This window comes from Streptomyces sp. NPDC127114 (assembly GCF_042677525.1).
Classification (GTDB): Bacteria; Actinomycetota; Actinomycetes; order Streptomycetales; family Streptomycetaceae; genus Streptomyces.
On the sequence record NZ_JBHXTJ010000008.1, the window covers coordinates 122,440 to 143,268 of the forward strand.

Genomic DNA, 20,829 nt, shown 5'->3' on the forward strand with positions numbered 1-20,829 from the left:
TATGGGGCGATTTGTGCGGCTCGTCCCGGCTACTATTCCGGTTCGTACGTGACCTGGGTCCTATGAGGGGCCTCACCCCGAGGGGCCCTCCCAGGACCCGCGAATGTGACCTGGGCCTCGAAGTTCGCGCGCCGCGTGGCCCGCCGGAGGGCTCGCAGGAGCGGGCCGCCGACGGTCAGGGTGAGGACCACGGTGAGCAGGGCGCGGCCGAGGTCCCAGCCGAGGGAGGTGGCGAGGACATACGCGAGGAAGCGCACCAGGTTCTCGGCGGGCGGGGCACCAGGGACGAAGTAGATCCCGCCCGCGCCCGGGTTCTGCCCGCCGCTGACGGTCACCCATCCGTAGAGGTTGGTGACCGTGCCGTACGCGAACGCCGCGAGGAAGCCGTACGCGGAGAGCATCAGGAGCTCGCGCCGGCCCCGCAGGCCCGCCGGGCCCGGCAGCAGGCCCGCGCCCATCGCGAACCAGCCCATGGCCAGCATCTGCGTCGGCATCCACGGCCCCACGCCGCCCGTGAGCAGCGCCGAGGCGAACATCGTCACCGCGCCCAGGACGAAGCCGAAGCCCGGGCCGAGGACCCGGCCGCTCAGCACCATCAGGAAGAACATGGGCTCCAGGCCGGCCGTCCCGGCACCGATCGGCCGCAGCGCCGCCCCGACGGCGGCGAGCACCCCCAGCATCGCCACCGCCTTCGCGTCCATGCCGCAGTCGGCGATGGTCGCCACGACGACCGCGATCAGCAGCGGCAGGACGAGGGCGAAGAGCCAGGGGGCGTCGGCGGCGTGGTCGGTGACGGCGGAGTCCGCGTCGGCGAAGAGCGGCCAACAGATGCCGGTGAGACCGACGAAGGAGACGAGCGCCAGCGCGGCCACGGAGCGGGGGCCGAGCCGGATGGGCCGTGCGGCGGGGGTGGCGAGGGAGCCGGTGGCGGGGGAGCCGTTCACGGGCGGAGCGCCTCCTCCACCTGGTCGACCGTGAGCCACGGCTCCGGCGCGAGGATCTTCGCGACCTGCGGGGAGAAGGCCGGGGAGGAGACGACGACCTCGGCCGTCGGGCCGTCGGCGACCACCTCACCGCCCGCGACGACCACGACACGGTGCGCGAGCTCCGCCGCCAGCTCCACGTCGTGCGTGGCGAGCACGATGGCGTGCCCCGCGGCGGCGAGCGCCCGCAGGCGGGTCACCAGGCGCGCCTTCGCCGCGTAGTCCAGACCGCGGGTCGGCTCGTCGAGCAGCAGGAGCGGCGGGCGGGCGGTCAGGACGACGGCGAGCGCGAGGGCCAGCCGCTGGCCCTCGGACAGGTCCCGCGGGTGGGTGCCGTCCGCGACGCCCGGCAGCAGCTCCGACACCAGCTGTCGGCAGCTGCCGGGCGCGGCGCCCGCGTCGGCGTCGGCCGCGGCGCACTCCGCCGCGACGGTGTCGGCGTACAACAGGTCCCGCGGTTCCTGCGGCACCAGTCCCACCTGCTTGATCAGCTCACGCGGATCGGTGGTGTGCGGGGCGAGCCCCGCGACCCGGATCCGGCCGCCCGTGGGCGCGACCATGCCGACGAGCGCCCCGAGCAGCGTGGACTTCCCGGCCCCGTTCCGCCCCATGAGCGCGACCGTCTCCCCGGCCCCGACCCGCACCGTCACCTCCCGCAGCGCCTCGACGCGCCCGCGACGAACGGCGAGGCGGTCGACGGACACGAGGGGTCCGGCGGGAGCCGCGGTGGAGGGATCGGCCACCGCACGCCGCCGCCTGAACAGCGAGTTCCGCCCACCCCGCCCGCCTTCGGCCCGGGCAGGGGGCCGGGGCGGGGTGGCTCCGGTGTCGGGAGCGGTGAGCGGGCGCGTGCCGTCCGCGACGCCCGGCGGCGGCGCGGAGCGGGGGAGGAGGCCCGCCAGGCGGGACTTCAGCGGGCCGGCCGCGCGGCGTGCGTCCCGTACCGACAGGGGCAGCGGGTCCCAGCCCGCCAGGCGGCCCAGGGCGACGACCGGGGGATGGACCGGGGAGACGGACATGATCTCGGCGGGCGGGCCGATGACCGCCTCCGGCAGGAGGAGGACCTGGTCCGCGTACTGCACCACCCGCTCCAGGCGGTGCTCCGCCATGAGGACCGTCGTGCCCAGGTCGTGGACCAGGCGCTGGAGGACGGCCAGGACGTCCTCCGCGGCCGACGGGTCGAGCGCCGAGGTCGGCTCGTCGAGCACGAGGACCTTCGGGTGCGGCGTCAGCACCGAGCCGATCGCGACCCGCTGCTGCTGTCCGCCCGAGAGCGTGGCGATCGGACGGTCGCGCAGCTCGGCGAGGCCGAGCAGGTCGAGCGTCTCCTCGACGCGCCGCCGCATCACCGAGGGCGGGAGCCCGAGCGACTCCATGCCGTACGCCAGCTCGTCCTCGACCGTGTCGGTGACGAAGTGCGCGAGGGGGTCCTGCCCGACCGTGCCCACCAGATCCGCGAGCTCGCGCGGCGGATGCGTCCGCGTGTCCCGCCCGTCGACCGTGACCCGGCCGCCGAGCGTGCCGCCCGTGAAGTGCGGGACCAGGCCCGAGACGGCACCCAGCAGGGTCGACTTGCCGACGCCCGACGGGCCGACGAGCAGCACGAGCTCGCCCTCGGGCACGGTCAGGTCGACGTTCCTGAGGGTGGGGCCTGCCTCGCCGTCGTACGTGACCGACACGTTCTCGAAGCGGATCACGGGCGCTGACTCTCCTTGCGTACGTCATGTACGTCATGTACGTCTCGTACCTCGCCTGCCACGGGTGGCACGGGCGCCACGAAGGCCGGCAGCAGGCCGACCAGCACCGAAACCGCCGGCCACACCGGCAGGGCGGGCGCCTCCAGCGGTACGACGCCGGGGTGCAGCGCCTCCGGCACGGCCGCGCCGGTACGGATCACCAGGACCGCCACCGCCACGCCGGAACCCGCGACCAGCCACGCCCGCACGCCCCAGCGGTCCGGCCGGTACCGGGTGCGCACGGTCCTCCGTCCGCCGAGCCGCAGCCCGGCGACCGCCGCGACGAGCCCGGCCACGAACAGCGGCAGCCCGTACCCGGCGCCCTGCGCGGCCAGCAGCCCGTACGAGCCGGCGCACACGCCCAGCAGCCCGCCGAGCGTCAGCACGTTCGTCGTGCGCCGGACGGCGGGCGGGACCTGCGCCGTACGGCCGTACCCGCGCGCGTCCATCGACGCGGCCACCGCCACCGAACGCTCCAGCGCGCCCTCCAGCACCGGCAGTCCGATCTGGAGCAGCGCCCGCACGCCGCCCGTGGGGCGGCCGCGCAGCCGGCGGGCGGTGCGCAGCCGCACGACGTCCGCGACGAGGTTCGGCGCGAACGTCATCGCCACGACGACGGCGACCCCGGCCTCGTACAGCGCCCCCGGCAGCGACTTCAGCAGCCGCGAGGGACTGGCGAGCGCGTTCGCCGCGCCCACGCAGATCAGCAGGGTGGCCAGCTTCAGTCCGTCGTACAGCGCGAACACCAGCTGCTCGGCCGTGACCCGGCCGCCGAGCCGGATGCCCTGCGCCCAGTCGGGCAGCGGTACTTCGGGCAGCGTGAACAGCAGGTGCGTGCCCGGGATCGGCGAGCCGAGGAGCAGCGAGAAGAGGACGCGGAGCCCGACGACGAAGAGGCCGAGCTTCACGAACGCGCCGTACGAGCGGGCCCAGGGCGCGTCGGTACGGCGGGCGGCCACGACGTAGCCGGCGACGCCCACGATCAGCCCGAAGAGGAGCGGATTGGTGGTCCGCGAGGCGGCCACGGCGAGCCCGAGCGCCCAGAGCCACCAGGCGCCTGGGTGCAGGGCGTTGGAGCGCGTCGCCTCCGGCGCCCGCAGCCGGGCCGCCGGTCCCGGTGTCGGCCTCGCGGTCATCGACCGCGGCGGCGGGCCTGCCAGACGCCCGCGGCGCCGAGGAGGAGCACGGCGGCTCCGCCCGCGACGAGGCCGAGGGACGGACCACCGGTGTCCGACGAGGACGACGAGGCCGACGAGGCCGAAGAGCTCGCCAGGCCCGTCGAGGTCGAGGGCGCGTCCGCGGGTGTCCGCGGCGGCTTCGTCCCGGAGTCGGTGTCCGGCAGGGCGACCTGCTCGCCGCAGCCCTGCCGCGGGTAGCCGGAGATCCCGCACAGCAGCGCGTTGCTGTCGTACCGCAGCGGCGTGGCGACCGCCGCCAGCGCCTCCGCGGCGGTGGCGTCCTCCCGTACCCGCGGGCAGTCCGTCCGCACCGCCGGCTTCGGCGGGGTCTCGCCGGGCGGCGCGTCCTCGGTGCCGCCGAAGTCGACGACCACGGCGACCCGCTTCGTGCCGGCCTCCTTGCCGACGCCCGAGCAGATCCGGGTGAAGTCGGGGAGGGCGGAGGGCCGCGTCGCGTCGGCGGCGTCCCGGCTGACGGCGAAGCGGAAGCCGACGACGTCGCCGTCGGCGGGCCGGGCGGTCGCCGGGCCCTGCGAGGCGTAGCCCCACTTCGCCCCCGCGCCCGCCCCCTGGTTCTCCCAGAAGGACCAGTAGCGGTAGCCGGACTCGGCCCCGGCGGGCGCCGCGACGGCGAGCGTCAGGACCGCGGCGCCCAAGCCCGCGGCGAGCCGGGTCCTCACTTCTTGCGGCCGCTCAGGAGGAAGCCGATGCCGACGCCGACGACCGTGCCGATGCCGATGATCCACCACACGTCGAAGCCGCCCTCGTCCTCGTCGGCGCCCGCGGACGCCTGCGAGTTGTCGGGGGCCTTGGGCGCGGGGCCGGTGGCGTTCAGCTTCTCCAGGAGGTCGACGGTGCCGAAGCTGCGCGGGTCGGTGTCCATCGCGTGCGCGGCGAAGACGAGCTGGGCGTAGGCGGCCGGGCCGCTGGTCTCGGCCCAGTTCGCGGAGTTCTTCTCCAGCCAGGCCAGTGCGCCGGTGGCCTCCTTCTTCGCGCCGGAGGCGGCGAGCGCCACGACGGCGTCGGCGGTGTTGCCGTAGTCGGGCAGTGCGGCGGGCTCGGTGGCGCCGGGCATCGGGGGCGCGGTGAGGTGGCCGGTCTCCGCGAGCTGCGCGGCGAGGTAGGAGGCGCCCTTGAGGGCGGCCCGTTCGGGCGTCGGCCTGGCCGGCTGGTCGGTGCAGACCGGCTTCTGCTCGGGCTGCGCGCCGCGGGCGGTGATGCCCTTGCCGAGGCCGGCCAGGGTGGCGGCGGCGGTGGCGTCGGCGTTGGCGAGGAGCTTGCCGTTCTTGTCGGGCTGGTAGGCGAACGCCCCCGCGCCGCCGGCCGCGGCCTTGGCCGCCTCACTGCCGGCGCCCTTGGCGGCCTCGCCGCCCGTGCCCTCGGCCGCCTCGCCCGTGCAGGGCAGGGCGAAGGTGAGGAGCGCGTCGTACGGGGTCTTGCCGTCGGCCGACTTCACGGCGCCGGGCCGGACGCTCGACGCGGCGAGGGAGCCGATGACGATCGAGGTGGAGTTGGCGTCGCTCGGGCCGCCGGGCAGGTAGCTCCAGCCGCCGTCCTTGTTCTGGACGCTCTTGAGCCACGCGACGCCCGCCTTGACGGCCTTCTCGGTCTTCGCCGGGTCGGCGGACTGGCGCTTCACCGCGCCGAGCGCCTGGACGGCGACGGCGGTGGAGTTGCTGTCCGGCATGGTCTTGGCGTCGCAGGCCTTCGCCGGGTCGGTGCGGTACGCGGCGAAGCCGCCGTTGGCGCACTGCTGGCCGAGCAGCCAGTCCACGGCCTGGTCGGCGGGCTGGATGCCGGAGGTGCGCTGGGCGAGGAAGGCGAGCGACTGCCGCCAGACGCCGTCGTAGGTCGGGTCGGTCTTGCCGTAGAGCCCGGCCGGGATCCTGACGGGCGAGGGGGTCGGCGAGGGTGCGGCGGCGGCCACTCCGGCGGCGGTGGTGCTGAGCACGGCACCGGCCGCGAGTGCGGCGGCGGCGCGGCGAACGCTGATCATGGGTCCCTCTCTGCGGGCACCGGACACCGGCACCCCGGGGGGCCAGCCTCCGGCGCCGTATTCCTCGACGGTGCCGGCGCTCACGTCCCGTACCGGGCATTCCGACTCGCCACCCGTCGCGGTGGCTCACGGCTGCGGGTCAGTGCCGGATTCCCACCGGCTTCCCCCCGTACGGGCATGACGACGACCGCCCACTTTACCGGCCGGGCCCCGGCGCCTCCCGGAGCCGTACGTCACACGGCCACGTACACGTACGTCACACGGCGAGGTGCGCCGCACGGCCGGGCACGCGACCCGGCCCCGTGCGTCACACGGCCACGTACGCCACCGGGTCCGTGCCCGGCACCGGCTCGGCGCGGCCCAGTTTCACCAGGCGGCGGACGTGGGCCTCGGCCTCGCTGACGGCGATGTTGCGGGAGCCGTGCGGGATGCGGTCCCAGGGGCGGTTCCACTCCATGCGTTCGGCGAGCTGCCAGGGGGTGAGCGGCACGGCGAGCAGGGCGAGGAGGCCGGTGAGGCGGTCCTCGTGGTGGGCGAGGAGTTCGCGGACCCGGCCGGCGGCGTCCGCGAAGGCGTACTGGTGGGCCGGGAGCACCTCGGCGACGCCGAGACGGCCGATCCGTTCCAGCGAGTCGAGGTAGTCGCCGAGGGGGTCGGTCACCGTCGCCTCGTCGGGGTCCTCGTACAGGCCGATGTGCGGGCTGATCCCGGGCAGCAGGTGGTCGCCGGAGAACAGCCGGCCGTGGCCGGGGAGACCGGCCGGGTGGGCCTCCTCCAGGTGGAGGCAGACGTGGCCGGGCGTGTGGCCGGGCGTCCACACGGCGCGCAGCCGGCGGCCGGCCAGGTCGAGGAGCTCGCCGGGGACGATCTCGCGGTCGGGCAGGGCGGAGCGCAGCCCGGGGAGCGTCCGCGTCCGGCCGCCGGCGGAGCGGGCGGCGAGCAGCGGGGCGGTGTGCTCGTCGGGCGCGCCGACGGCGGCGAGCTTGCGGGCCAGGTAGTCGAGCCAGGTCCCGGGCTCGGCGTCGCGGGTGCGGCGGACGACGGCGATGTCGGCGGCGTGCATGGCGATCCAGGCGCCGGACTCCTCGCGCACCTTGCCGGACAGGCCGTGGTGGTCGGGATGGTGGTGGGTGACGACGACGCCGTGGACGTCGGCCGGGGCGAGCCCCAGGGCCCGTAGTCCGGCGGTGAGTTCGGCCCAGGACTCGGGGTCGTCCCAGCCGGTGTCGACGAGCACGGGCCCGCGGCCGGTGTCGAGGACGTGCACCAGGGTGTGTCCGAGCGGGTTGTCCGGAATGGGCACCCGCAACGACCAGACGCCCCCGCCGTGCTCGGTCACCGCGTCGGTCACCTGCGTCATGAGCGTCCTCGTCTCTGCGTACCGGTACGGCGGTCGCAGCAGCACTATAACGAGAACTGACGCTCCGTCAGAACGACTGGGTCGTCATTGCCTCAGTCGATCCGCTGGCAGATGGGCACGGGGAGGCGCGGCGACCAGATGCCCGTCGTGCGGTCGTACGCGCGGGCGTAGCCGTTGTTGCCGGGCGCGCACGGCGAGGCGATGTTCGTCTCCACGTAGATCGCGCCGCCGGGGGTGATGGAGTGCGTCTTCGCGGTGACCGTCTGGCGGAAGGCGACCGTGCCGTTGTTGTACTTGACGTACAGGGTGACCGGGCCGCCGACGGTGAAGTTGCCTCCGCCGATCTTCAGGTGCCCGTTGAACGTGTACTGGAAGAGGAAGGACTCGTGTGCCCTGGCCGGGGCCGAGGCGCTCTCGGGCTGGGCCGGCGCGGCCGGCGCGGGCGCCGACGAGGCGGTGGGGGCGGTGAGGGCGAAAGCGGCGGCGGCCGACACCGCGACGGCCGTGATGCGCCGCGCCCGGTGCGGATGTGAGCGCGCGAGGGTACGCATGGCAGCTCCTCAGGGCGGGGGAGGAGCGGTGACGTCGGCGGCCGGGAACGCGCGCGGGCCGCGGGTTCTTCCGCTCCGTCTCAAAGTCTAGAACAGGGGCGCCGGTCACGCCTGCCGGTCATGCCCGCCCCTCCCGAGTCTGGCCAAGCATAACTAGAACTGGTATCAGTTCTGAAACACTGTCAGATATCGCCGGTGCGGTATCGGCATCGACGCGTGGTTCCGGGAGGCAGTCGGTCATGACCGAGCTTGTGGAGCACGGAAAACTGTTCATCGGCGGCGAGTTGACCGACCCGCTCGGCAGCGAGGTCATCGAGGTGATCTCCCCGCACACCGAGGAGGTCATCGGCCGCGTCCCGCACGCCTCCGAGGCCGATGTCGACCGCGCCGTCGCCGCCGCGCGCCGCGCCTTCGACCAGGGGCCCTGGCCTCGGTCGACGCTGGAGGAGCGGATCGAGGTCGTCGGGCGGATCAAGGACGCCATCGCCGTACGGCACGAGGAGATCGCCCGTTCCATCAGCTCCCAGAACGGCTCGCCCTACTCCTGGTCCGTCCTCGCCCAGGCACTCGGCGCGATGATGGTGTGGGACTCGGCGATCACGGTGGCCAGGCAGTACGCGTACGAGGAGCGGCGCTCCGGAGTCCTCGGCCCGCTGCTCGTGCGGCGCGAGCCGGTCGGCGTGGTGGCGGCCGTGGTGCCCTGGAACGTGCCGCAGTTCACCGCCGCCGCCAAGCTCGGGCCCGCGCTGCTCGCCGGCTGCACGGTGGTCCTCAAGCCCTCGCCGGAGTCGCCGCTCGACTCCTACATCCTCGGCGAGATCGCCGCCGAGGCCGGTCTGCCCGAAGGCGTCCTCTCGATCCTGCCGGCGGACCGGGAGGTCAGCGAGTACCTGGTCGGGCATCCCGGCGTCGACAAGGTCTCCTTCACCGGCTCGGTCGGGGCCGGCAAGCGCGTGATGGAGGTCGCCTCCCGCAACCTCACCCGCGTCACCCTCGAACTCGGCGGCAAGTCCGCCGCCGTCGTCCTGCCCGACGCCGACGTGGCGGCGGCCGTCGCCGGGATCGCCCCCGCCGCGTGGATGAACAACGGCCAGGCCTGCGTCGCCCAGACCCGCATCCTCGCCCCGCGCTCCCGCTACGAGGAACTCGCCGAGGCCTTCGCGGCCGCGGCCGGCGCGCTCGTGGTCGGCGACCCGCTGGACCCGGCCACCCAGGTCGGCCCGCTCGTGGCCCGCCGCCAGCAGCAGCGCTCCCTCGACTACATCGGCATCGGCCAGGCCGAGGGCGCCAAGGTCCTCGCCGGCGGCGGCCGTCCGGCGGGCCTGGAGCGCGGCTGGTACGTCGAGCCGACCCTCTTCGGCGGCGTCGACAACGCGATGCGGATCGCCCGCGAGGAGATCTTCGGCCCGGTCATCTGCCTCCTCCCGTACGAGGACGAGGACGAGGCCCTGCGGATCGCGAACGACTCCGACTACGGGCTCTCCGGCAGCGTCTGGACCGGCGACGTCGAGCACGGCGTCGACTTCGCCCGCCGGGTCCGCACCGGAACCTTCAACGTCAACACCTTCAGCCTCGACATGCTCGGACCCTTCGGCGGCTACAAGAACTCCGGCCTCGGCCGGGAGTTCGGCCCCGAGGGGCTGTCCGAGTACCTGGAGCACAAGATGATCCACCTGCCGGCGGGATACGAGGGACCGTCCGGGAACGAGGCACCGTCCGGCAACGAGGGGCCGGGTGGGGCGTGATGGGCGACCGCTGGCACGTGGAGGTCGACCGGGGCGTGTGCATCGGCTCCGGCATGTGCGTCAACCACGCCCCGGACGGCTTCCGCCTCGACGCCGCCCGCCAGTCCCACCCGCGCGACCCGGAGTCCGACGCGAACGAGCGGATCCTCGCGGCGGCGGAGGGCTGCCCGGTGGAGGCGATCTCGATCGCCCTGGCGGACGGCGGGGAGCCGGTGTTCCCGCCTGAGGACTAGGGGCGCGTCCCCCGCGTGGAACACTCCTCCCGTGTCGGGAGGGGATCGGACGTGAAGAGAACGGCGACGGCGGTGGTCCTGGCCGCGATGGTGACGCTCGCGGCCACGGGCTGCTCGGGAGAGGGGCCGGGGGAGTCCGGACCGCTCACCAAGGAACAGGTGCGGGAGGAACTGACCGCCGCGAGGACCGAAGCCGGCGCGCCGCCCGACGACCCGTCCTGGGAGGCCCTGGCGAAGGCCGCCCCGGCCGACACCTGGGCGAAGTGCCTGGTCATGTACAAGGGCCGCGGCACGCGGCTCGCGCCGGTCGACAGCCGGCGGTACGAGACGGTGCTGAGCGGACTCCGCGAGCGCGGCTGGCGGCAGTCCGGCAGGACGGAGACCGGTGACGTCGTGCACACCTTCACGAAGGACGGCTGGAGCCTGGTGGCGGAGTTCCGCGGCATACCGGCGACCGGACAGATCAGCCTGATGGCCACCGAGGACGCCTGCGTCGCCCGGTCGGGTCCCTCCTCCGGCCCCGACCCCGATGGGTAGGGGTTCCCATATGCAAAACTACTCCCTTGATCACGGGGGCAAGAGGCCCTTGTGCGCGCGGAATTGGGAGTGTTGTGCGCAAGGCGATGGTGGCGGCCGCGGCCGCCGGTGTGGTGCTGCTGGTCGCGGGCTGCGGAAGCAACGGCGGCTCGGACAAGGGGGGTTCGTCCACGGGCGGTTCCTCCTCGGCCGGTTCGACGACGGGCGGTTCGGAGGCCGGCGGCGAGGAGCTGACGGCGGACGCCGTGCGGACCGAGATCGAGACCGCGGCGACCGGAGCGGGCTTCGTGCAGGACGCCTCCGGCGAGCAGATTCCGCCCGGTCTGGAGAAGTGCATGGTCTCCTGGACCGCCGACGCCAAGAAGGCCGCCGACCCGAAGAAGTCCTACACGGACACGGTCGCGGCCCTCGGCAAGGGCGACTGGAAGCCCGGCCAGAACTTCTCCCAGGGCGGCTCGACGGTCCAGACGCTCACCAAGGGCACCTGGCAGCTGAAGGCCAGCGACCACAGCATGGGCCCGGTGAAGATGGTGATGTTCATCGCCAGCGACAGCACGCCCGTGTGCGAGGCGCTGTTCAAGGCCGACCTGGAGAAGAACAAGAAGTCCTGAGCCCCGGACTTCCGGCGTCACCGGCGCCGGCGGCCTCAGCCGCGTCCGGGTGCCTTCGCGGACCCGGGCGCGGTCAGGTCGATCAGCCGGCAGACCGTCTCGATGTCGATCTTCACCTGTGCGATCGAGGCCCGTCCCGACAGCCAGGTGATCAGCGCCGAGTGCCAGGTGTGCTCGATCACCCGCACCGCGGACAGCTGCTCCGGCGTCGGGTGCTCCGTCCCCATCGCGTCCAGGATGATCGCCGTCGTCAGCCGCGACACCGTGTCGACCTCGGGGCTCACGCTCCGGTCGGCGAAGGTCAGCGCCCGGACCATCGCGTCCGCCAGCTGCGGCTCGCGCTGCAGCGCGCGGAAGGCCCGCATCAGGGTCTCGGCCACCCGCTCGGCCGGGTCCTCGCCCGCGGGCGGACGCTTGCGCAGCGTGGTGTGCATGTGCTGGAGCTGGTCCTGCATGGTGGCGACCAGCAGATGGATCTTGGACGGGAAGTAGCGGTAGAGCGTGCCGAGCGCCACTCCGGCCGCCTCGGCGACCTCCCGCATCTGCACGGCGTCGAAACCGCCGCGTCCGGCCAGCTGCGCACTGGCGTGCAGGATGCGCCGGCGGCGTGCTTCCTGGCGCTCTGTCAGGGGCGGCGACGCAGGTCTGTCTTCCGCGTTCATGGGGTCCCGTTCCGTGCGGTGCCGTGCGGTGGCGGAGCGACAGTATGACGGTGGCCGTGCCGTGGTGCGAATCACCTGTTCCGGATCTCCCGACGGCGCTACCAGCCGGTAGATTCTGTGCTCCTCGAAGGATCAAGTCTGTAACTTGTTCTAGATTAGCGCGGGCGGTTACGCTCCCGCGAAAAGCACGCTCGAAGGGGGTCGCAGTTGACCGCGGAGGCCATAGAGGCAAGCCCCCGACAGGGTGCGGGCCCGGGCGGTGACGGTCCGTTGCGGATCGCTCTCCTCACGTACAAGGGGAACCCGTTCTGCGGCGGTCAGGGCGTCTACGTCCGCCACCTCTCGCGCGAGCTCGCCCGCCTCGGCCACAGCGTCGAGGTCATCGGCTCCCAGCCGTACCCCACGCTCGACGAGGGCGTCCCGCTCACCGAGATCGCCAGCCTCGACCTCTACCGCCAGCCCGACCCCTTCCGCACGCCGAAGCGCGAGGAGTACCGGGACTGGATCGACGCCCTCGAGGTCGCCACCATGTGGACCGGCGGCTTCCCCGAGCCGCTCACCTTCTCGCTCCGCGCCCGGCGCATGCTCGCCGCCCGCCGCGGCGACTTCGACGTCGTCCACGACAACCAGACCCTCGGCTACGGACTCCTCGGCGGCCCGCGCGCGCTCGGCGCCCCGCTGGTCACCACGATCCACCACCCCATCACCGTCGACCGGCAGCTCGAACTCGACGCCGCCGCCGACTGGAAGCGCCGCGCCTCCGTCCGCCGCTGGTACGCCTTCACCCGCATGCAGAAGCGGGTCGCCCGCAGGCTGCCGTCCGTCCTCACCGTCTCCGGCACCTCCCGCCAGGAGATCGTCGACCACCTCGGCGTCCGCGAGGACCGCGTCAAGGTCGTCCACATCGGCGCCGACACCGACCTGTGGTCCCCCGACCCGTCCGTCGCCGAGGTGCCCGGCCGGATCGTCACCACCTCCAGCGCCGACGTGCCGCTCAAGGGCCTGGTCTACCTGATCGAGGCCCTCGCCAAGCTCCGCACCGAGCACCCCGACGCCCACCTCGTCGTCGTCGGCAAGCGCGCCGAGGACGGGCCGGTCGCCCAGGCCATCGAGCGGTACGGGCTCGACGGAGCCGTCCGGTTCGTCAAGGGCGTCACCGACGCCGAGCTCGTCGACCTCTACCGCTCCGCCCAGGTCGCCTGCGTCCCCTCCCTCTACGAGGGCTTCTCGCTGCCCGCCGCCGAAGGCATGGCGACCGGCACCCCGCTGGTCGCCACCACCGGCGGCGCCATCCCCGAGGTCGCCGGAGCCGACGGCGAGACCTGTCTCGCCGTGCCCACCGGCGACGCGGGCGCGCTCGCCGCGGGGCTCGGGCGGCTGCTCGGCGACGCGGAGCTGCGCGCCCGCCTCGGCCGGGCCGGCCGCGACCGGGTCCTCGCCAACTTCACCTGGGCCCGCGCCGCCCAGGGCACCGCCGACCTCTACCGCGAGGCCCTCGCCCGCCAGGGCCGCGCCGCGGCACCCCGTCACTGAGCCCACGACACCGCGGCCGCCTCACCTCCGCGACCCGCGACGCCACTGAAAGGCAGACTCCGTGCTGACCGTCGACTTCACCCGCTTCCCGCTCGCCCCCGGCGACCGCGTGCTCGACCTGGGCTGTGGCGGGGGCCGGCACGCCTTCGAGTGCTACCGGCGCGGCGCCCAGGTCGTCGCCCTCGACCAGAACGGCGAGGAGATCCGCGAGGTCGCGAAGTGGTTCGCCGCGATGAAGGAGGCCGGTGAGGCCCCGGCCGGCGCCAGCGCCACCGCCATGGAGGGCGACGCGCTCAACCTGCCCTTCCCCGACGAGTCCTTCGACGTCGTCATCATCTCCGAGGTCATGGAGCACATCCCGGACGACAAGGGCGTGCTCGCCGAGATGGTCCGGGTCCTCAAGCCCGGCGGCCGGATCGCCGTCACCGTCCCGCGCTACGGCCCGGAGAAGATCTGCTGGGCGCTCTCCGACGAGTACCACGAGGTCGAGGGCGGCCACATCCGCATCTACAAGGCCGACGAGCTGCTCGCCAAGATGCGCCAGGCCGGCCTCAGGCCGTACGGCACCCACCACGCCCACGCGCTGCACGCGCCGTACTGGTGGCTCAAGTGCGCCTTCGGCGTGGACAACGACAAGGCGCTGCCGGTCCGCGCGTACCACAAGCTCCTGGTCTGGGACATCATGAAGAAGCCCGCCCTGACCCGGGTCGCCGAGCAGCTGCTCAACCCGGTCGTCGGCAAGAGCTTCGTGGCCTACGCGACCAAGCCCCACCTGCCGAAGGCCGACGCCGAGCCGGCGCAGGCCGAGCCGGCGCGGGCCGACGCCGTGGCCGCCGACGCCGCGAAGGCCGACGCCAAGTGACCCTTCCCGAGCGGATGGCGGAGCACCTCGTCCTGCCCGGGGTACTCACCGCCGAGCAGGCCGCCACGACCGTCGCCGGCATCCTCGCCGTCCAGCGCGAGGACGGCGCCATACCGTGGTTCCGCGGCCACCACCTCGACCCGTGGGACCACACCGAGGCCGCCATGGCCCTGGACACCGCGGGCGAGCACGAGGCGGCGCGCCGCGCCTACGAGTGGCTGGCCCGGCACCAGAACGCCGACGGCTCCTGGTACGCGGCCTACCACGACGGCGACCCCGAGGACGTCACCGACCGCGGCCGCGAGTCCAACTTCGTCGCCTACATAGCCGTCGGCGTCTGGCACCACTACCTGTCGACCGGCGACGACGCCTTCCTCGACCGGATGTGGCCCGTCGTCTACGCGGCCGTCGAGTTCGTCCTCGGACTCCAGCGCCCCGGCGGCGAGATCGGCTGGAAGCGCGAGGCCGACGGCACCCCCGTGACCGACGCCCTGCTCACCGGCAGCTCCTCCATCCACCAGGCGCTGCGCTGCGCCCTCGCCATCGCCGAGGAGCGCGAGGAGCCGCAGCCGGACTGGGAGCTGGCGGCCGGCGCGCTCGGCCACGCGATCCGCAACCACCCCGAGCGCTTCCTCGACAAGTCCCGCTACTCGATGGACTGGTACTACCCGGTCCTCGGCGGCGCCGTCACCGGCGACGCCGCGAAGGCCCGGATCGACGAGAAGTGGGACGACTTCGTCGTGCCCGGCCTCGGCGTGCGCTGCGTGCTGCCCAACCCGTGGGTGACCGGCGGCGAGAGCTGCGAGCTCGCCCTCACCCTGTGGGCGATGGGCGAGTCGGACCGGGCCCTGGACGTCCTCACCTCCATCGGCCACCTGCGGGCCGAGAACGGCAACTACTGGACGGGTTACGTCTTCGAGGGCGACAAGGCCGTCTGGCCGGAGGAGCAGACCACCTGGACCGCCGGCTCGCTGCTGCTCGCCGTGGCGGCGCTCGGCGGCGACGAGGCGACGGTCGCCGTCTTCGGCGGCGAACGGCTGCCGCACGGCCTGGAGCCCGACTGCTGCGGCTGACCGTTCACTCCCCTGGCGGACCCCGGGTGCGTGCCCCGCGCGCCCGGGCGAGGCTGGCGCCACAGTCCCCGGGCCCCAGGGAGGTTCCACCGTGCCCAGCCTCATACGCGCGCGCCGCGCCCTCGTCGCGCTCTTCCTGTCCGGTGCGCTGCTCGCCACGACCGCCGCGTGCGGCGGCGACAGCACGCAGAGCATGTCGACGAGCGCCGACTCCACGCCGACGGCCTCGGCCTCGGCGAGCTTCGAGCAGCAGAAGCTGGCGAAGACCCGGTTCGTGGCGAACGCGGGCCTGGCGGCGGGCGCCACGTACCAGTGGATCGTCAAGCCGTACCGCGCGGGCAAGTTCAAGAAGGGCGCGGACGGCCGGACCTTCGCGCTGGTCAAGGCGGGCCTCGCGGGCGCCTTCACGTACAACCGCCTCAAGGCGGCCGTGAACAACGCCAAGGGCGACGCCCTGCTGTCGAAGGCGGTGGCGCCGCTGAGCGCCGGGATCGAGTCCCTGAAGGACCTCGGGACGAAGCTGCGCAAGGGCGAGGCCACCGAGGGCGACATCGGGTCCTTCGAGAACATCATCAACAGCGTGAAGGACGCGGGGAGGAGCGCGGGCGCCGAGGTCGTCGACAAGGTGCCGAGCGCGTCCCAGCTGAGCGGCGGCTGAGGCCCGGGCGGTCCCTCAGAGGACCAGTTCGGCGAGCGTCCGCAGCGTGACGGGGTCCGGTGCCGTGACCAGGAGGTCGGTCACCGGGCCCTTGCGCCATTCCGCGAGGCGTTCGGCGATCCGCCCGCGCGGTCCGACGAGGGAGATCTCGTCGGCGAAGGCGTCCGGCACGGCCCGCACCGCCTCCTCGCGCCGGCCGGACGCGAACAGCTCCTGGATGTGCCGGGCCTCGGCCTCGTAGCCCATGCGGGCCATCAGGTCGGCGTGGAAGTTGCGGCTCGTGTGGCCCATGCCGCCGATGTAGAAGCCGAGCATGTACTTCACCGGCAGCAGTCCGGTGGCGAGGTCGTCGCAGACCTGGGCCCGCACCATCGGCGCCACCATGAAGGCGCCGGAAAGGGTGTCCGGCAGGGCGTAGACCTCGGCCCAGCGGCCCGGGGACCAGTACAGCGGCAGCCAGCCGTCGGCGATGCGCAGCGTCTGCGCGATGTTCTTGGGGCCCTCGGCGCCCAGCAGGACCGGCAGGTCGGCGCGCAGCGGGTGGGTGATCGGCCTGAGCGGCCTGCCGAGCCCGGTGCCGTCGTCGCCGGTGTACGGGTGGGGGTGGTAGCGCCCGTCGAGCGTGACCGGCGCCTCGCGGCGCAGCACCTGGCGCACCACGTCCATGTACTCGCGGGTCGCGGTGAGCGGCGAGCGCGGGAAGGGCCGCCCGTACCAGCCCTCCACGACCTGCGGCCCGGACAGCCCCAGGCCGAGCATCATCCGCCCGCCGGAGAGGTGGTCGAGGGTGAGCGCGTGCATCGCGGTGGCGGTCGGCGTGCGCGCGGCCATCTGCGCGACGGCGGTGCCGAGCCGGATCCGCGAGGTGTGGGCGGCGATCCAGGTGAGCGCGGTGAAGGCGTCGGAGCCCCAGGCCTCGGCGGTCCACACCGAGTCGTAGCCGAGCTCCTCGGCCTCGCGGGCGAGGGCGAGGTGGGCGGGGGAGGGGCCGCGGCCCCAGTAGCCGAGGGCGAGTCCGAGTCGCATGCCACGGAACCTTTCTGACGATTCGTCAGTTCGCTGCGCAGGCTCGGACTGTACGGCAACGGCCCCCCGCCCGGAAGGGATCCGGGCGGGGGGCCGTCGGTGCGGAGCGGGTGTCCGCGATCAGCCGCGCTGGATGCCGGTGGTGTCCTGGAGGACACCGCGGCGGCCGTCCTGCGTCTGCGCGACCAGCGCCTGGCCGCGCTGCTCGACCGCCAGGTACCAGGTGCCGGGAGCGAGCTCGGCGATCGGAGCGGCCGAGCCGTCCTCCGCGTACAGCGGACGGGCGGCCGGGACCGCGAACCAGAACGCGGCGAAGTCCCCGGCCGGGGCGGCCGCGGCCTGCGGCTGCTGGTGCTGCTGGGCGGCGTCCTGCGGACCCGGGCCCGGCTGCGGCTGGTGCGCCTGCGGGTGCGCGCCGTAGGGCTGGCCGCCGAGCGACGGGTCGGGCTGGGCGCCGTACGGCTGCTGCTGGGCGCCCGGGTAGCCGTAGCCGCCGGGAACGCCGCCCTGGCCGGGCTGCATGCCGTACGGCTGCGGGGTCTGCGGCTTCGGCGCGCCGAGCAGCGGGCCCTGCAGGGCCGGCACCAGCGGGCCGGCGACCGCGGCGGCGGCGAGCACCAGCGCGGCGATGACACCGAGGATCAGGCCGGCGCCGGCGTTGGAGGACTCGAAGACCCACATCAGCATCGTCCAGGCGGAGGCGATCGCGAACGCGACGCCCACCTGGCCCGGCTCCAGACCCGCCACCTTGCGCGGCTGCGGCAGCGCACGCGAGAGGACCACGAGCGCGGCACCGGCGATGCCGAGGAAGAAGGAGCCCCAGCCGAGCGGCGACATCTCCCAGGAGAACGCCGACTCGACCTGGGAGCAGATGTTGTCCGGCGCGTCACAGCCGGAGACGTCGAGGAACGAGGCGATGAACAGCACCACCGCTGCACCGATCAACACGCCATCGCCTCGGGTGAGGGAGCGGATATTCACGTAAGAAGTCCTTCGTCGGTTCGTCTCGTCGGGTGGCGCGGAAGCACGGGGGGCGCCCCATCGTACGGAGCGAATCTATCGTTTGCCCGATCGCCCTCCGGTCCTACCCCTCGAGGTAGGCGCCGATGCCGTTCGCGATCCCCTGCGCCGCCTTCTGGCGCCACGCGGCGTCGGTCAGCAGCGCGGCGTCCTTCGGATCACGCATATTGCCGCATTCGAGGAAGACCTTGGGAACGGTCGAGAGATTGAGGCCCCCGAGATCGTCGCGGACGTCCAACCCGGTGCCGGATCCGATGTAGTTGGCGGGCGAGGAGCCGGTGGCGCGGGCGAAGTGCGTGACGATTTCCTCGCCGAGGGTACGGGACGGGCCCACGATCGTCGCCGTGTCGGCGGAACCTCCGCTCACCCGTGCGGGAAGGATCACGTGGAAGCCCCGGTTGCCGGTGGCCGAGCCGTCCGCGTGCACGGACACGACGGCGTCGGCCTTGGCGGCGTTGCCGATCCGGGCGCGCTCGTCGATGCACGGCCCGTAGGGGCGCTCGGCGTCGTGGACGAGGACCACCTCGGCGCCCTGCTTCTTGAGGAGATCGCGAAGGCGGTGTGAAACATCGAGGGTGAAGGCGGCCTCGGTGTAGCCGGCGTTCGTGGAGGTGCCGGTGGTGTCGCACTCCTTACGAGTGGTCCCGATATCCACCTTCTTGTTGATTTCGGTGGAATGCCGGAAGTTGCCCGGATTGTGCCCGGGGTCGATGACGACGGTCCGCCCGGCGAGCGGAAGCCCCGGGGAGGCGGCGGTGGCGCTCGCGGACGGCTTGGCATCGGCGCTGGTGCCGGGCTTGGCGTCGGCGGTACGGGACTGCTGGGGCGCGGCCGGCCCGGCGGCGCCGCCGCAGGCCGTCAGGGCGAGCGGCAGCGCCAGGGGCAGGGCGAGCGCGAGGAGCTTCCGGTGGTCGTACGGCACCCCGCGACTGTAGGCGGTCCGGAGCCGGAATGCCCGTAGCGGAACCGAACGGCCCTCACGTGTGTGAGGGGTGGGTGAAGGGTAAGTGGGGAAAACCACGACGACCACTAGGGGGGACCTGTGGCGGGGGACGATCACGACCACGGCACCACCGGAAGAAACCCATCACCTTGGGAGTGGACGGGCGGCCAGGCACCTCAGCCGGCACAGCCGCAGCAGCAGCCACCCCAGCAGCCGCAGGCGCCTCAGGCGCCTCAGCAGCCTCAGGCATCGCAGCCGCCTCAGCCACCTCAGCAGCCCCAGGCATCGCAGCCGCCTCAGGTGCCTCCCCAGGCCCCGCAGGCATCTCAGCAGCCCCAGCAGCCCCAGCCGCCTCAGCAGCCGCAGCCGCCTGAGGCGCCCCAGCTCCCGCCACCGCCGCCCGCGCACGCGCCGGTGTACGACGCGGTGCCGTCGCCCGGCACGCCGACGATGGCGCTCGGCGCCATGCCGGGTGCCGCGCCCGGCGCCGTGCCTCCCGCGTCGCCGCCGCTCCCGCCGCAGCCGTGGCCCAACGCGGTGGCCGCGGGCCTGCTCAACCTGTCCTGTCTCGGCCTCGGATACGTCCTGCTCCGCCAGTGGATCGGCGCGGTGGTCTGCTGGGCGGCCACGGTCGCGCTGCTCGTCGCGGCCCTGCCCGCCGACCCCGACGGCATTCCGGTCGGCGTGCTCGTCGCGTACGGCCTCTTCCTGCTCCTGGCGGCCCTGGACGCGGCCCGCCGGGCCCGACGCACCCCGCTCGCCTCCTGGGCGTCGGCCCGCCAGGGCCTGGTCGTGCCGCTCGCGCTCGTGCTGTTCGCGGTGCCCGTCGGCGGCGGCCTCGCCTACGGCGCGGCCCGCGACGAGGCGAAGGAGCAGCGGCTCCTGGAGCAGCTCGCCGCGGCCGACAAGCTGGTGAAGGGCGGCGAGGGACAGGCGTTCACGAGCGCCGAGGCCGGCTACCGCTCGGCCCTCGACACCTACCAGCGGATCGGCACGAAGCACTCCGGGTCCCGGGCCGGGAAGCTCGTACCGGACCGCCTCCAGGCCTACTACGCGTCGGTCTCGGCCCCGTACGGCCAGAAGGACTACTGCAAGGCCGTCCCGGCCCTCAAGCACCTGCGCGACCTGCCGCGGACGGTCGACCGCGGCCTGCTCGGCACCATCGCCGGCCGGGCCGACGAGCCGCTGGCGGAGTCGTGGTTCCAGTGCGGCACCGGCACGGCCGGCAACGCCGGGCAGGAGACCAGCTCGGCCGAGCACCTCAACGCGCTGCTCACGACCTTCCCGCAGTCGCCCTTCGCGCAGAAGGTCGAGCCGACCCTCCGCGAGGCCCTGCGCACCCGTGACAAGTCCCTCGGCGTCGCACCCTGCGCCGCGACCGAGGACCTGCGCCGCTTCGACACGACGGTCGACGCGCTGCCGAGCGCGGCCTTCGCCTCGCTCGGCAGGGACGTCGGCCGGTCGATCCAGCGCGGCGACTTCGCCTGCGGCATCGACCAGTTCAAGAAGAAGGACTACGCCGAGGCCGTCTCGACGATGAACGACTACGTCAAGGCCTACCCCGACAGCCCGCAGACGGCCCAGGCCCGCAACGTCGCGATCGCCGCCGAGATCGCCGAGGAGACGCCGGCCGCCGGCAACAAGGTCCCCTCGGGCGCCACGTCGGACGGCTCCGGCATGGTCATGGTCGTGAGCAACGACGGCCCGGGCGAGGTCGAACTCCTCTACACCGGCCCGGTCACCGGCCGCATCACCCTCCCGGCCTGCGGCAGCTGCAAGGCGTACCCGGGGATCCTGCCGGTGGGCGGCAAGGTCAAGGCCTGCTCGGGCCCGTCGTCGAAGTACCCGAAGCGGACGCTGACCCTCCCGCCGGGCGACTACCAGATGCTCCAGAAGCGCGACGGCACGCGCACGTCGGCGGAGGTGAAGAAGGGCAGCACGGCGAAGATCGAGTCGGGCTACTCCTACACCAACTGTCTCTACGTGACCTCGCTGTTCGGCTGACAGGTTGACGGTGCAACGGGTCCGGTGCCCCGCGTTTGCGCGGGTCGCCGGACCCGCTGATAGTGGTAAAGGCACAAAGGCGGCCGTCGTCCCCTCCCTCCTCGAAAGCACCACCTCG

General features: G+C 73.7%; 20 protein-coding genes and 1 riboswitch. Of the genes, 9 read left to right on the plus strand and 11 right to left on the minus strand.

Annotated features, from left to right (window positions below; translation table 11 throughout):
- Nucleotides 1–32 precede the first annotated feature (32 nt).
- From ACFVGS_RS11195 to ACFVGS_RS11225, 7 genes are all read right to left on the minus strand, one after another.
- Entirely contained in the window at nucleotides 33–944 is a 912-nt protein-coding gene (locus ACFVGS_RS11195; protein ID WP_385692315.1) for an ECF transporter S component, read from the minus strand.
- Nucleotides 941–2,680: an ABC transporter ATP-binding protein gene (locus tag ACFVGS_RS11200; protein WP_385692317.1), complete on the minus strand. Its 1,740-nt coding sequence runs from the start codon at nucleotides 2,678–2,680 to the stop codon at nucleotides 941–943. The genes ACFVGS_RS11195 and ACFVGS_RS11200 overlap by 4 nt, the downstream gene beginning before the upstream one ends.
- On the minus strand, nucleotides 2,677–3,855 hold the full coding sequence (locus ACFVGS_RS11205) for an energy-coupling factor transporter transmembrane component T (protein ID WP_385692319.1): 1,179 nt from the start codon (nucleotides 3,853–3,855) through the stop codon (nucleotides 2,677–2,679). Before ACFVGS_RS11205 ends, ACFVGS_RS11200 begins: the two co-directional genes overlap by 4 nt.
- Nucleotides 3,852–4,577, minus strand: coding sequence for an SCO2322 family protein (locus ACFVGS_RS11210; RefSeq protein ID WP_385692321.1), 726 nt, complete (start codon nucleotides 4,575–4,577; stop codon nucleotides 3,852–3,854). Before ACFVGS_RS11210 ends, ACFVGS_RS11205 begins: the two co-directional genes overlap by 4 nt.
- The gene (locus ACFVGS_RS11215; protein ID WP_385692323.1) at nucleotides 4,574–5,893 is read right to left on the minus strand and encodes a prenyltransferase/squalene oxidase repeat-containing protein; all 1,320 of its coding nucleotides are present in this window, start codon (nucleotides 5,891–5,893) and stop codon (nucleotides 4,574–4,576) included. The genes ACFVGS_RS11210 and ACFVGS_RS11215 overlap by 4 nt, the downstream gene beginning before the upstream one ends.
- 94 nt (nucleotides 5,894–5,987) lie before the next feature.
- Nucleotides 5,988–6,060: riboswitch (cobalamin riboswitch) on the minus strand.
- A gap of 140 nt (nucleotides 6,061–6,200) precedes the next feature.
- A complete protein-coding gene (locus ACFVGS_RS11220; protein WP_384418547.1) occupies nucleotides 6,201–7,253 on the minus strand; it encodes an MBL fold metallo-hydrolase in 1,053 nt (350 codons plus the stop codon).
- Between the two features lie 92 nt (nucleotides 7,254–7,345).
- Complete coding sequence (locus tag ACFVGS_RS11225; protein WP_385692326.1) at nucleotides 7,346–7,804, minus strand: hypothetical protein; 459 nt, start codon at nucleotides 7,802–7,804, stop codon at nucleotides 7,346–7,348.
- A 239-nt stretch (nucleotides 7,805–8,043) separates the two neighbouring features.
- On the opposite strand from ACFVGS_RS11225, the gene ACFVGS_RS11230 reads away from it, so the two are divergent.
- From ACFVGS_RS11230 to ACFVGS_RS11245, 4 genes are all read left to right on the plus strand, one after another.
- Nucleotides 8,044–9,549 carry an aldehyde dehydrogenase gene (locus ACFVGS_RS11230; protein WP_384418553.1) on the plus strand — a complete coding sequence of 502 codons (1,506 nt, stop codon included), beginning with the start codon at nucleotides 8,044–8,046 and terminating at the stop codon, nucleotides 9,547–9,549.
- Nucleotides 9,549–9,782, plus strand: coding sequence for a ferredoxin (locus tag ACFVGS_RS11235; RefSeq protein WP_384418555.1), 234 nt, complete (start codon nucleotides 9,549–9,551; stop codon nucleotides 9,780–9,782). Before ACFVGS_RS11230 ends, ACFVGS_RS11235 begins: the two co-directional genes overlap by 1 nt.
- A gap of 51 nt (nucleotides 9,783–9,833) precedes the next feature.
- A complete protein-coding gene (locus tag ACFVGS_RS11240; protein ID WP_384418558.1) occupies nucleotides 9,834–10,319 on the plus strand; it encodes a DUF4148 domain-containing protein in 486 nt (161 codons plus the stop codon).
- A 74-nt stretch (nucleotides 10,320–10,393) separates the two neighbouring features.
- Complete coding sequence (locus tag ACFVGS_RS11245; protein WP_384418561.1) at nucleotides 10,394–10,930, plus strand: hypothetical protein; 537 nt, start codon at nucleotides 10,394–10,396, stop codon at nucleotides 10,928–10,930.
- A gap of 35 nt (nucleotides 10,931–10,965) precedes the next feature.
- Here ACFVGS_RS11245 and ACFVGS_RS11250 read toward each other — a convergent pair whose 3' ends face one another.
- Nucleotides 10,966–11,592, minus strand: coding sequence for a TetR family transcriptional regulator (locus tag ACFVGS_RS11250; protein WP_384418565.1), 627 nt, complete (start codon nucleotides 11,590–11,592; stop codon nucleotides 10,966–10,968).
- Nucleotides 11,593–11,799: 207 nt separating this feature from the next.
- Here ACFVGS_RS11250 and ACFVGS_RS11255 point away from each other — a divergent pair, with 207 nt between their 5' ends.
- The 4 genes from ACFVGS_RS11255 (at nucleotide 11,800) to ACFVGS_RS11270 (ending at nucleotide 15,718) form a co-directional block, all read left to right on the plus strand.
- Complete coding sequence (locus tag ACFVGS_RS11255) at nucleotides 11,800–13,125, plus strand: glycosyltransferase family 4 protein (RefSeq protein ID WP_384418568.1); 1,326 nt, start codon at nucleotides 11,800–11,802, stop codon at nucleotides 13,123–13,125.
- A 61-nt stretch (nucleotides 13,126–13,186) separates the two neighbouring features.
- The gene (locus tag ACFVGS_RS11260; RefSeq protein ID WP_384418571.1) at nucleotides 13,187–13,987 is read left to right on the plus strand and encodes a class I SAM-dependent methyltransferase; all 801 of its coding nucleotides are present in this window, start codon (nucleotides 13,187–13,189) and stop codon (nucleotides 13,985–13,987) included.
- A gap of 14 nt (nucleotides 13,988–14,001) precedes the next feature.
- Nucleotides 14,002–15,060, plus strand: a complete 1,059-nt coding sequence (locus ACFVGS_RS11265) for a prenyltransferase (protein ID WP_384418666.1) — start codon at nucleotides 14,002–14,004, stop codon at nucleotides 15,058–15,060.
- 91 nt (nucleotides 15,061–15,151) lie between these two features.
- Nucleotides 15,152–15,718 carry a hypothetical protein gene (locus ACFVGS_RS11270; protein ID WP_384418574.1) on the plus strand — a complete coding sequence of 189 codons (567 nt, stop codon included), beginning with the start codon at nucleotides 15,152–15,154 and terminating at the stop codon, nucleotides 15,716–15,718.
- A gap of 15 nt (nucleotides 15,719–15,733) precedes the next feature.
- On the opposite strand, the gene ACFVGS_RS11275 is transcribed toward ACFVGS_RS11270, so the two are convergent.
- The 3 genes from ACFVGS_RS11275 to ACFVGS_RS11285 all read right to left on the minus strand — a co-directional run bounded on the left by ACFVGS_RS11275 (nucleotide 15,734) and on the right by ACFVGS_RS11285 (nucleotide 18,686).
- Nucleotides 15,734–16,744, minus strand: coding sequence for an LLM class F420-dependent oxidoreductase (locus ACFVGS_RS11275; protein WP_384418577.1), 1,011 nt, complete (start codon nucleotides 16,742–16,744; stop codon nucleotides 15,734–15,736).
- Between the two features lie 120 nt (nucleotides 16,745–16,864).
- Complete coding sequence (locus ACFVGS_RS11280) at nucleotides 16,865–17,725, minus strand: DUF5336 domain-containing protein (protein ID WP_384418580.1); 861 nt, start codon at nucleotides 17,723–17,725, stop codon at nucleotides 16,865–16,867.
- Nucleotides 17,726–17,828: 103 nt separating this feature from the next.
- Nucleotides 17,829–18,686 carry an N-acetylmuramoyl-L-alanine amidase gene (locus ACFVGS_RS11285; protein ID WP_384418583.1) on the minus strand — a complete coding sequence of 286 codons (858 nt, stop codon included), beginning with the start codon at nucleotides 18,684–18,686 and terminating at the stop codon, nucleotides 17,829–17,831.
- Nucleotides 18,687–19,007: 321 nt separating this feature from the next.
- On the opposite strand from ACFVGS_RS11285, the gene ACFVGS_RS11290 reads away from it, so the two are divergent.
- The gene (locus ACFVGS_RS11290) at nucleotides 19,008–20,711 is read left to right on the plus strand and encodes a hypothetical protein (RefSeq protein ID WP_385692331.1); all 1,704 of its coding nucleotides are present in this window, start codon (nucleotides 19,008–19,010) and stop codon (nucleotides 20,709–20,711) included.
- The last annotated feature ends 118 nt before the right edge of the window (nucleotides 20,712–20,829 follow it).

What these genes read in the sequence shown, in the direction of transcription:
- ACFVGS_RS11225 (WP_385692326.1), bottom strand. Translation starts at nt 7,804, where the DNA reads ATGCGTACCCTCGCGCGCTCACATCCGCACCGGGCGCGGCGCATCACG.
- ACFVGS_RS11215 (WP_385692323.1), bottom strand. Translation starts at nt 5,893, where the DNA reads ATGATCAGCGTTCGCCGCGCCGCCGCCGCACTCGCGGCCGGTGCCGTG.
- ACFVGS_RS11275 (WP_384418577.1), bottom strand. Translation starts at nt 16,744, where the DNA reads ATGCGACTCGGACTCGCCCTCGGCTACTGGGGCCGCGGCCCCTCCCCC.
- ACFVGS_RS11265 (WP_384418666.1), top strand. Translation starts at nt 14,002, where the DNA reads ATGGCGGAGCACCTCGTCCTGCCCGGGGTACTCACCGCCGAGCAGGCC.
- ACFVGS_RS11250 (WP_384418565.1), bottom strand. Translation starts at nt 11,592, where the DNA reads ATGAACGCGGAAGACAGACCTGCGTCGCCGCCCCTGACAGAGCGCCAG.
- ACFVGS_RS11205 (WP_385692319.1), bottom strand. Translation starts at nt 3,855, where the DNA reads ATGACCGCGAGGCCGACACCGGGACCGGCGGCCCGGCTGCGGGCGCCG.
- ACFVGS_RS11230 (WP_384418553.1), top strand. Translation starts at nt 8,044, where the DNA reads ATGACCGAGCTTGTGGAGCACGGAAAACTGTTCATCGGCGGCGAGTTG.
- ACFVGS_RS11220 (WP_384418547.1), bottom strand. Translation starts at nt 7,253, where the DNA reads ATGACGCAGGTGACCGACGCGGTGACCGAGCACGGCGGGGGCGTCTGG.
- ACFVGS_RS11235 (WP_384418555.1), top strand. Translation starts at nt 9,549, where the DNA reads ATGGGCGACCGCTGGCACGTGGAGGTCGACCGGGGCGTGTGCATCGGC.